Here is a 10,693-nt window from a genome sequence, read left to right on the forward strand (position 1 = left end):
CTTCATTTATCCAACATTGTCTTCACTTGTGATCAGGATCATGCTCGAAATAAGCCCCTGAACATAGCGCGGCACACGACACGGAGGGATCGACATGAAGGTAGAAGCAGAATGGATGCGCGGCGGAACCAGCAAGTGCTGGGTCTTCGAAGCGGACAGCTTGGCGGACACCCGCACCGAACTGGATGAGCTGCTGCCTCGCCTTTTCGGCAGCCCCGACCCCCGCCAGATTGACGGCGTCGGCGGCGGAACCTCCACCACCAGCAAAGCCGTCATCCTCAGCCGCCCCGCCGATCGCACCGTCGACGTTGAATTCACCTTCGCCCAGGTGGGCATCGAGGAAGCCACCGTTGACTGGGGCAGCAACTGCGGAAACTGTTCCGCCGTCGTCGGCCTCTACGCCATCGAGAAGGGCTGGGTGACACCCCGCGGCGACCACACCCGGATCGTCACCCGCAATACCAACACCAACCAGATCATCATCCAGCGCGTGTCCACCCCGGCCGGCGCACTGCCGATTGTTCCGGACGCGCAGATGCCCGGCGTCGTCTTCCCCGGCTACCGGGTGGGCCTCGGCTTCCAGGACCCCGCCGGAAAAACCACCGGGAACCTGCTCCCCACCGGCTCGCCAACGGACACCATCACCGTCGACGGAACGAAGTGGACCGTCTCCATGGTCGACGCCGGCGCACCGGTTGCCATGGTCCAGGCAACGGAGGTGGGCCTGGACGCGGCCGACTACAGTTCGTGGACCGCCGGCGTCCTGCCGCACTTGGGCACGCTGGAACGAATCCGTCGGCAGGCTGCAGTCCGGATGGGGCTTGCCCCCACCGAGGCCGCCGCCGCCCGTGCCATCCCCAAGCTGGCGATCATTGGCCGCCCCGCCGAGGCTGCAACCGACGCCGACATCAACGTCCTGATGCTCTCCATGGGCCAGCCCCACCCCGCACTGGCCATCACCGGCAGCATCGCCATCACCCTGGCTGCCAGCACCCCCGGAACTGTCGTTCACCGCCACTGCGCCACCACCGCAGCGGCCACCCTGCGACTGCAGACCCCCGCTGGGGTGATCGAGACCTGGCGCGAGGACCGGGACGGGTCACTGCTGGTGGGCGTGGACCGGACCGCCCGCACCATCGCCAGCACCACCCTTCACGTCCCGGAAGTCCTCGGCTTCGCCGTTGAACCCGCACTCGCAGCAGCAACGCAATAACACTCCAGCCCTTCCACTCAATGAGGAGTAAACGATCATGACCAACACCGACCTCAAACCTGCTCCCGCGACTGCGGACAGCACCGAACCTCCCGAATCCAGCCGCACCAACCGGCGCCGCCGTATCCTGCTGATAGCAACAGTGGTGATTGCGGTGCTGGGACTGGCCGCTCTCTTCTTCGGCAACGCCATCGTCAACCCGGCGGCTACCTCAGGATCGGAGCCGACCTTGACCGCAACCCAGATCATCCCGTTGGTGATCCTGGTCATCATGTTCATCGTGGCGACAAAGTGGCCACTGAACATCGGCGTGATGGGCCTGGTGGCATCGTTCGGCGTTGGCTATTTCATGTTGGGCATGTCCGACAAGGAAATCCTGGCTGATTTCCCCGCCAGCATCGTCATGACCATCATCGGCGTCACCTACTTCTTCAGCATGGCCCAGCGCAACGGCACCATCAACGTGATCGTCCAAAACTGCGTGCGGATGGTGCGCGGCAAGACCATGCTGCTCCCCTGGGTCTTCTTCCTTCTCGCCGCCGCGCTGACGTCGCTGGGCACCTTCTCTCCCGCCGCTGTCGCGCTCCTGGCCCCCGCAGCCATGGGCTTCGCCTACGAATCCCGCATCCACCCCGTCCTGATGGGCGCATTCGTCATCAACGGCGCCCACGCCGGCGGCTTCTCGCCCCTGTCGGTGGCCGGGGTCCTGGTCCACAACATCGCGCTGGACAATGGCTTCCCCATCTCCCAGGGCGGCCTCTTCGCCGCGAGCTTTGCCATCAACCTCATCCTGTCCGCCCTCTCTCTGGTGTTGTTTGCCGCGTTCGGAAAGTTGAAGGACGGCGCAGGCATTGCCGCAACGGACCTGGAGATTGCCCGCACCACCCGCCCGCACGGCCAGCAGATCCTCACCCTCGCCCTGATCATTGCGATGCTGGTCTGCACGCTCGGCTTCCGGATGCCGATCGGCTTCGTGGCCCTCTCCGCCGGGCTGCTGCTGGCCCTGGTCAACATCAAGGAACACCAGACCTTCATTGGCGGCGTCTCCTGGTCTACCGTCCTCCTCGTGGCCGGCATGATCACCTACGTATCCCTGCTGCAGCACGTTGGCGTCATCGACACCTTGGCGGAAATGGCACTGGCACTCGGCGCCCCGCTGCTGATCGCACTGGTCCTCTGCTACGTGATCGGCGTGGGCTCGGCCTTCGCATCGTCCACAGCACTGTTGACGGCGTTCATTCCACTGGCTGGCCCGCTGCTGGCCTCCAGCACCCTGAGTGCTTCCGGCACCGTCGCCGCCTTGGCCATCGCGGCCACCGTGGTTGACGTCTCTCCCTTCTCCACCGACGGCGCCCTCATCGTGGCCAACGCCCAGGAGGCTGACCGGCAGCGGATCTACCGCCAGCTCATGATGTACGCAGGTGGCGTGGTCCTGGTGGCTCCGGCGCTGGCCTGGGCCCTGCTGGTTCCCACCGGCATCCTGTAAATTCACGCACTCAAGGCGGGGCCACCTGGTGGTCCCGCCTTGAGTTTTTAAAGTCTTTCGACCACCGCTGGCGAACATAGCCAGCGAACCAAATATCAGCCCACGCTAAGGGCGGAGCCACTCTCCTGTGGCTCCGCCCTTTTGCTGTGGCTATGAACTGGGCCACAGGATGCGCAGCTCCCTCGCCCCCTTGACTCCCGCCTTCACCTTCCCTACACTTTTCATAAAGCAGAATCTAAATTCCACAAAGCGGAAACGGCGAAGTGGGCGGGAAGCTCGAAACTTAGATCCCAGCCCACCCTGGAAGGACCTACGATGACGTACACAGTGAACTGCTCCATCCTCCTCACCGAGCTGCCCCTGCTCGAGCGCCCGGCCGCTGCCAAGGCTGCCGGCTTTGACGCCGTCGAGTTCTGGTGGCCCTTCGAATCCTCGGTGCCCACCGACGCCCAGATCAACGAGTTCGAGTCGGCCATCACCGACGCCGGCGTGCAGCTCACCGGCCTGAACTTCAACGCCGGCAACATGCCCGGCGGTGACCGCGGCCTGGTCTCGTGGAAGGGACGCGAGGCTGAATTCGCAGAGAACATCGACGTCGTCGTTGGTATTGGCGAGCGCCTGGGCTGCAAGGCCTTCAACGCCCTCTACGGCAACCGTCAGGACGACGCCACCGCAGAAGAGCAGGACGACATCGCCGCCAAGAACCTCGCGGCAGCAGCTGCCGGCGTGGCCCGCATCGGCGGCACCGTGCTTCTCGAACCGGTCAGTGGCGCGGCAAAGTATCCGCTGCTCACCGCCGCTGACGCGCTGAAGGTCATCGCCCGCGTCAAGGAAGAGTCCGGGGCCACCAACATCAAGCTCCTGGCCGACTTCTACCACTTGGCAGTCAACGGTGACGACGTTTCAGCAGTCATCGAAGAGCACGCCAAGGACTTCGGCCACATCCAGATCGCCGACAACCCCGGCCGCGGCGCCCCCGGCACCGGCACCCTCCCGCTGGGTGAATGGATCGCCCGCAGCCGCGAATTGGGCTACCAGGGCTACATCGGCCTCGAATACAAAGAGCCGCAGGAATCCGCGTTCAGCTGGGCCATCCGCCAGCGCGCCAACGCCTCTTAATCCCGCCCGCCCAACTAACTGGCAGTTGTTGTCGTTTTGAGCCCTCATAACGACAACAACTGCGACCTAGTTGGGTAGACCACCCGCAGACTTTCCAGAAAGAGAACCTCATGAGCAACGTTGCAGTCATCGGACTCGGAATCATGGGCCTGCCCATGGCCATCAACCTCGTCAAGGCCGGGCACACCGTCACCGGCTTCAACCGCAGCCAGGACAAGATCGACAAGCTCGTCTCCGAAGGCGGCAAGGGTGCCACGAGCATCGCCGACGCCGTCAAGGACGCCGACGTCGTCATCACCATGGTGCCGGACTCCCCCGATGTTGAAGGTGTGGTCAGCGGCAAGGACGGCGTCTTCGCCAACGCCAAGCAGGGTGCGCTCTGGATCGACGCGTCCAGCATCCGCCCCGACGTCGCCAAGCGCCTCTCCGAGGACGCCACCGCAGCCGGCATTCGCCCCCTCGATGCTCCGGTCTCCGGCGGCGAACAGGGCGCCATCGACGCCGTTCTCTCCATCATGGTGGGCGGCGAAAAGGCAGACTTCGACGCAGCGCAGGACGTCCTCAACGCCGTCGGCAAGACGATCGTCCACGTTGGTCCCGCCGGCTCCGGCCAGACCGTCAAGGCAGCCAACCAGCTGATCGTGGCCGTCAACATCCAGGTCCTCGGCGAAGCAATCGCGTTCCTTGAGGCCTATGGCGTAGACACCGACGCCGCGTTGAAGGTCCTTGGCGGCGGCCTTGCCGGCTCCAAGGTCCTGGAGCAGAAGGGCCAGAAGATGCTCAACCGCAACTTCGACCCCGGTTTCCGCCTGGCCCTGCACCACAAGGACCTCGGCATCGTCACCTCCGCAGCCCGCGAAGCCAACGTCGCCGTTCCCCTCGGCGCTGTCGTCGCGCAGCTCGTCGCAGCCACTGTCAACCAGGGCGACGGCGCACTCGACCACTCAGGCCTCTTCAAGCAGGTCCTCCAGCTGTCCGGCCGCGAGTAACCACCCCACGAGTCAGCCAGCCGCCCCACCAGGTGCGGCACCGCACCACACTCGGGCCGCCGTCGTCGGACATCCACGACGGCGGCCCGCACCACCCACATTCAGCCCACCACGGGCACCAAAAAGTTCTCAAGGAGTACACCATGGCTAAGATGCGCACCGTAGATGCTGCCGTCGCAATCCTGGAAAAGGAAGGCGCCGTTGAGGCGTTCGGCCTGCCCGGCGCGGCAATCAACCCGTTTTACTCAGCAATGCGCAAGCACGGCGGAATCCGCCACACGCTGGCCCGCCACGTAGAAGGTGCCAGCCACATGGCTGACGGCTACTCGCGCGCCAAGGACGGCAACATCGGCGTCTGCATCGGCACCTCCGGCCCCGCCGGCACCGACATGATCACCGGCCTGTACGCAGCCTGGGCAGACTCCATCCCCATGCTCTGCATCACCGGCCAGGCACCCGTTGCCAAGCTGCACAAGGAAGATTTCCAGGCTGTGGACATCGAGTCCATCGCCAAGCCCGTCACCAAGATGGCCATGACCATCCGGGAACCCGGCCAGATGCCCGGCGCTTTCCAGAAGGCCTTCCAGCTGATGCGTTCCGGCCGTCCCGGCCCGGTCCTGCTGGACCTGCCGTTCGATGTGCAGATGGCCGAAATCGAATTCGACATCGACACCTACGAGCCGATCGCCGTCGAGAAGCCCAAGGCCTCCCGCAAGCAGCTCGAAAAGGCCCTGGACATGCTGACCGCAGCCGAGCGCCCGCTGATCGTGGCCGGCGGCGGCATCATCAACGCCGGCGCTTCCGCCCAGCTGGTGGAGCTCGCTGAACTGCTGAACGTGCCGGTCATCCCCACCCTGATGGGTTGGGGCACCATTCCCGATGACCACGACCTGATGGCCGGCATGGTGGGCCTGCAGACCAGCCACCGCTACGGCAACCAGACCATGCTGGCGTCCGACTTCGTGATCGGCATCGGAAACCGTTGGGCCAACCGCCACACCGGTGGCCTGGACACCTACACGGCCGGCCGCAAGTTTGTGCACATCGACATTGAGCCCACCCAGATCGGCCGCGTGTTCTCCCCCGACTTGGGTATTGCATCCGACGCCGGTGCAGCCCTGGACGGCCTGCTCGAGATTGCCCGCGAACGCCAGGCCGCCAAGACGCTGCCGGATTACAAGGGTTGGGTTGCTGAGTGCCTCGAGCGCAAGGGTTCCCTGCAGCGCAAGACCCACTTCGACAACGTGCCGATCAAGCCGCAGCGCGTGTACGAGGAAATGAACAAGTCCTTCGGCAAGGACACCACGTACGTGTCCACCATCGGCCTGTCCCAGATCGCTGGCGCGCAGCTGCTGCACGTCTTCGGCCCGCGCAAGTGGATCAACGCCGGCCAGGCTGGTCCCTTGGGCTGGACCGCTCCGGCTGCGCTCGGCGTCGTCCGTGGCAAGCCGGACGAGACTGTGGTTGCGCTGTCCGGTGACTACGACTTCCAGTTCATGATCGAAGAGCTGGCCGTGGGCGCGCAGTTCAACCTGCCGTACATCCACGTGGTGGTGAACAACTCCTACCTGGGCCTGATCCGCCAGTCGCAGCGCGGCTTCGAGATGGAACAGAACGTGTCCCTGGCGTTCGAGAACATCAACTCGCCGGAGACCAACGGCTACGGCGTGGACCACGTCAAGGTTGCCGAGGGCTTGGGCTGCAAGGCCGTCCGCGTGGAAGACCCCGCCGACCTGGCTGCCGCGTTCGACAAGGCCAAGGCCCTGATGGCGGAATTCAAGGTTCCCGTGGTGGTTGAAGTGATCCTCGAAAAGATCACCAACATCTCCATGGGTGTTGAGATCGACGGCGTGAACGAATTCGAAGACCTGGCAGCCAACGGCGAAGACGCACCCACCGCGATCATCGCCCTGCTGGACTAGTAAAAACCTGAAAGGAGGTACCGGAATGCGTGTGGTTATCGCCCCGGACAAATTCAAGGGCTCGTTATCCGCCCCAGACGTGATCCGGCACCTCGAGCGGGGCCTGCGGGCTGGCGCCAGCGGCACCCTGGACGTGACGGCAATTCCCGTGGCCGACGGCGGCGAGGGCACCCTCGACGCCGCCGTCGGCTCGGGATTTACCCGGCAGAGCGCCACGGTAGCTGGTCCCACCGGCGAACCGGTGCAGGCCGACTTCGCCGTCCGGGCGCACGAAGCGGTGGTCGAAATGGCCACCGCCTCGGGCCTGGCATTGCTGCCCGCCGTCATCGCCGGTGGCACGCCGGATTCGGCGTCGGCTACCACCGCCACGAGCCTGGGCAGCGGCCAGCTGATCCGCGCAGCACTCGATGCTGGCTGCCGGCGGATCGTCCTGGGAGTTGGCGGCAGCGCCAATACCGACGGCGGCGCGGGCGTCCTCCAGGGACTCGGCGCCCGCCTCCTCGACCAGCACGGCAACGAACTACCCCTGGGCGGAGCGGCTCTGGCCGACCTCCACCGCATCGACTTCACCGATTTCGATGCCCGCCTGGTGGACACCCAATTTGTGCTGGCGTCCGACGTCGACAATCCGCTGCTGGGCGCCCAAGGTGCCGCAGCGATCTTCGGCCCGCAGAAGGGCGCCACACCACAAGACGTCGATACCCTCGACGCCGCCCTGGCCAGGTTCGTCGAAGTCCTGGCCAGGGACCTCGGATTGCAGGCACGCCAGGCCGCCGACGCGCCAGGTGCTGGCGCGGCCGGAGGCGTGGGCTTCGCCGCCTTGGCAGCGCTGGCCGCCACCCGCCGGCCCGGCATCGACGTGGTCCTCGAGTTCACCGGACTCGCGGAACGCCTGGTCGGCGCCGACCTGGTCATCACCGGCGAAGGCAGCCTGGACGAACAGAGCCTGCTGGGCAAGACCCCCATCGGGGTAGCTCGGGCGGCCGCAGCCGCAGGCGTCCCCGTGATCGCCGTCTGCGGCCGCACCACCCTCGCACCGGGACAGGCCAAGGCCGCTGGCTTCGAAAACATCTATACCTTGACAGCACTCGAAAGCAATGTAGACAGGTGCATAGCGGAAGCGGGAACGCTTCTCGAGCAGCTAGGCACGTCGATCCGCGGCACGTTTGCACCGCAGCAGCCTGCCGGAACCAACAACAAGGAGGACCTCCATGTCTGAAGAACGTTTTGACTTGGTCATCCGCGGCCAGCGCATCCTCACCACCGCCGGCATCGCGCCGCGTGAAGTGGGCGTCCGCGACGGCAAGATCGTGGCCCTGGAACCGCTGGGCAACGGCCTGGCAGGCACCGAGGTCATTGAACTGGCCGACGACGAGACACTGCTCCCCGGCCTCGTGGACACCCACGTGCACGTCAACGAGCCCGGCCGCACCGAGTGGGAAGGCTTCGCCTCCGCCACCCGCGCCGCAGCTGCCGGTGGCGTCACCACCATCATCGACATGCCGCTGAACTCCATCCCGCCCACCACCAACGTTGAGGGCCTGAAGCTCAAGCGTGACGTGGCAGCAGACCAGGCGTTCGTTGATGTTGGGTTCTGGGGCGGTGCCATCCCGGGCAACAAGTCCGACCTGCGCCCGCTGCATGATGAAGGTGTCTTCGGTTTCAAGTGCTTCCTGCTGCACTCCGGCGTGGACGAATTCCCCCACCTCGATGCAGACGAGATGGAAGAGGACATGGCCGAGCTGAAGTCCTTCGACTCGCTCATGATCGTGCATGCCGAGGACTCGCACGCGATCGACCGCGCCCCCCACCCCGGCGGCGACCACTACTCCACGTTCCTGGCCTCCCGCCCCCGCGGTGCCGAGAACAAGGCAATCGCCGAGGTCATCGAACGCTCGCGCTGGACTGGTGCGCGTGCGCACATCCTGCACCTGTCGTCGTCGGACGCGTTGCCCATGATCGCCTCCGCGAAACGCGACGGCGTGAAGCTCACCGTGGAGACGTGCCCGCACTACCTGACCTTGATGGCCGAGGAAATCCCGAACGGCGCCACCGCGTACAAGTGCTGCCCGCCGATCCGCGAGGCCTCCAACCGGGAACTGTTGTGGCAGGGCCTGAAGGACGGCACCATCGACTGCATCGTCTCGGACCACTCGCCGTCAACCCTTGACCTCAAGGACCTGGAAAACGGCGACTTCGCCGTGGCATGGGGTGGCGTTTCCTCGCTGCAGCTGGGCCTGTCACTCGTCTGGAGTGAGGCCCGCCACCGCGGCATCTCGCTGGAACAGGTGGTGTCCTGGATGGCCGCCAAGCCGGCCGCCCTGGCCCGCCTCTCCAACAAGGGCCAGCTCGCACTGGGCTTCGACGCCGACTTCGCTGTGTTCGCACCCGACGAGGCCTACGTGGTGGACGTGTCCAAGCTCAAGCACAAGAACCCCATCACGCCCTACGACGGCAAAGCCCTCTCCGGCGTTGTCCGCAAGACCTTCCTCCGCGGACAGGTCATCGACGGCCAGACGCCCACCGGCAAGCTGATCCGCCGCGGCGGAGTCTAGGACCAGCCATGGCAGTGCAGGTCCACCATCCGCGCCCGGCAGGAGCTAGGCACGTGTTCCCCGCCAAGGGTGCGGCTGCGCGTGGGCTTGCCGTCTGGGTGGTCCCCGCCGAGGGGACTCCCCCGGACGTGCTGCGCCGCGCGGCCGAACTAGTCCTGGCGCGGGCCCTGAAAACCGCTCCCCAAGCGGAGGTCCACTGGCTCGCCGCCAGTGCCCCCTCGACGGAATGTTCCGCCCCAACAGAGGATCACGCAGCCAACTCCTCTCCGCGATCCTCTGCGGCGGAACGTTTCCATTCGGCACCCGGGTTGGCCACGGCTTCCCGCGGTGCAGAAGGCGTGGCGGGCGACGGCGGCACTCACCTGCCGCCGTCGGCCGGGCCCGTCAGCCGGGTCTCCGTTGACCTGGCAGCCGATCAGGTCCTGCTGGACGGGTGCATCGTGCCGCTGACCGGCGTGGAATTCAAGGTGCTCCGCTACCTGGTGACGCATTTGTCCCGCACAGTGAGCCGGGAAGAGCTCCAGGGCTTCCTGGACACGTTCGAGACCCCCGGTGCGTCGACACGATCCATTGATGTCTATGTGGGCCGTATCCGGCGGAAACTGGGGACGGCCCGGCACGCGGTGGCTACTGTGCGCGGCGGCGGATACCAGTTTGTGCCCGGTCAAGCTGCCACGGTCCGCGGACCTGCGGAATATTGCATATGACGCCCAAGTTGTTGCTGATACAGAACCTCCGCTTCACTTAGAAGCATTGCCCTGCCTTAATCTTCAGAAGGAACGCCATGAGCCACACCCTGACCACCAAGCTTCAGCCCGGCACCGAGGCGCCCGATTTCACCCTGAAGGACGCCCAGGGCCAGCCCACCACGCTGGCGGACTACCGCGGCAAGAACGTCATCGTGTACTTCTACCCGAAGGCCGCCACGCCGGGCTGCACCACCGAAGCCTGCGACTTCCGCGACAACCTCGCCTCCCTCCAGGGGCTGGGCTACGAAGTCCTCGGCATCTCCCCCGACGCCCCCGAGGCCCTGGCAGGTTTCACCGGCGACTTCGCGCTGACCTTCCCGCTGCTGTCCGACGAAGACCACGCCGTGGCGTTGGCCTACGGCGCATGGGGCGAGAGCGTGTACAAGGGTGAGATCATCGAGGGCATTGTCCGCTCCACCGTGGTGGTCGATCCCGACGGCAAGGTCAAGCTGGCCCAGTACCAGGTCCAGGCAGCCGGCCACGTCGCAGCCCTCCGCACCGCACTGGGGATCTAACCCTCCCGAAGCTTTCACGCCTACTAGGGAAACCCTCCCGGTGAACTGAACTGGTCCCCGTTTGTTGGACTGGTTTATTGGGATTCTAGGCTGCGGTGGCTTGGGCCCGGTATTGGACCGGGCTTAGACCGTTGAGTTTGGTTGA

9 protein-coding genes are annotated in these 10,693 nt (G+C 65.5%); all 9 read left to right on the forward strand.

The window, feature by feature from the left end; all coding sequences use genetic code 11:
* The first annotated feature begins 94 nt into the window (after nucleotides 1-94).
* Complete coding sequence (locus PSET11_RS07715) at nucleotides 95-1,213, forward strand: PrpF domain-containing protein (protein WP_124091525.1); 1,119 nt, start codon at nucleotides 95-97, stop codon at nucleotides 1,211-1,213.
* Between the two features lie 37 nt (nucleotides 1,214-1,250).
* Nucleotides 1,251-2,699 carry an SLC13 family permease gene (locus PSET11_RS07720; RefSeq protein ID WP_124091526.1) on the forward strand — a complete coding sequence of 483 codons (1,449 nt, stop codon included), beginning with the start codon at nucleotides 1,251-1,253 and terminating at the stop codon, nucleotides 2,697-2,699.
* Nucleotides 2,700-3,014: 315 nt separating this feature from the next.
* Entirely contained in the window at nucleotides 3,015-3,818 is an 804-nt protein-coding gene (locus tag PSET11_RS07725) for a hydroxypyruvate isomerase family protein (protein WP_124091527.1), read from the forward strand.
* A gap of 59 nt (nucleotides 3,819-3,877) precedes the next feature.
* Nucleotides 3,878-4,807, forward strand: coding sequence for a 2-hydroxy-3-oxopropionate reductase (locus PSET11_RS07730; RefSeq protein ID WP_282432673.1), 930 nt, complete (start codon nucleotides 3,878-3,880; stop codon nucleotides 4,805-4,807).
* Between the two features lie 143 nt (nucleotides 4,808-4,950).
* Complete coding sequence (gcl, locus tag PSET11_RS07735) at nucleotides 4,951-6,729, forward strand: glyoxylate carboligase (RefSeq protein ID WP_124091529.1); 1,779 nt, start codon at nucleotides 4,951-4,953, stop codon at nucleotides 6,727-6,729.
* Between the two features lie 25 nt (nucleotides 6,730-6,754).
* A complete protein-coding gene (locus PSET11_RS07740) occupies nucleotides 6,755-7,948 on the forward strand; it encodes a glycerate kinase (protein WP_124091530.1) in 1,194 nt (397 codons plus the stop codon).
* Nucleotides 7,941-9,284 carry an allantoinase AllB gene (gene allB / locus PSET11_RS07745; RefSeq protein WP_124091531.1) on the forward strand — a complete coding sequence of 448 codons (1,344 nt, stop codon included), beginning with the start codon at nucleotides 7,941-7,943 and terminating at the stop codon, nucleotides 9,282-9,284. The genes PSET11_RS07740 and allB overlap by 8 nt, the downstream gene beginning before the upstream one ends.
* Before the next feature lie 8 nt (nucleotides 9,285-9,292).
* Nucleotides 9,293-9,991: a winged helix-turn-helix domain-containing protein gene (locus PSET11_RS07750; RefSeq protein WP_124091532.1), complete on the forward strand. Its 699-nt coding sequence runs from the start codon at nucleotides 9,293-9,295 to the stop codon at nucleotides 9,989-9,991.
* 77 nt (nucleotides 9,992-10,068) lie between these two features.
* A complete protein-coding gene (gene bcp, locus PSET11_RS07755; RefSeq protein ID WP_124091533.1) occupies nucleotides 10,069-10,548 on the forward strand; it encodes a thioredoxin-dependent thiol peroxidase in 480 nt (159 codons plus the stop codon).
* Nucleotides 10,549-10,693 lie beyond the last annotated feature (145 nt).

Origin of the sequence: Arthrobacter ulcerisalmonis, assembly GCF_900609065.1 — a bacterium.
Classification (GTDB): Bacteria; Actinomycetota; Actinomycetes; order Actinomycetales; family Micrococcaceae; genus Arthrobacter; species Arthrobacter ulcerisalmonis.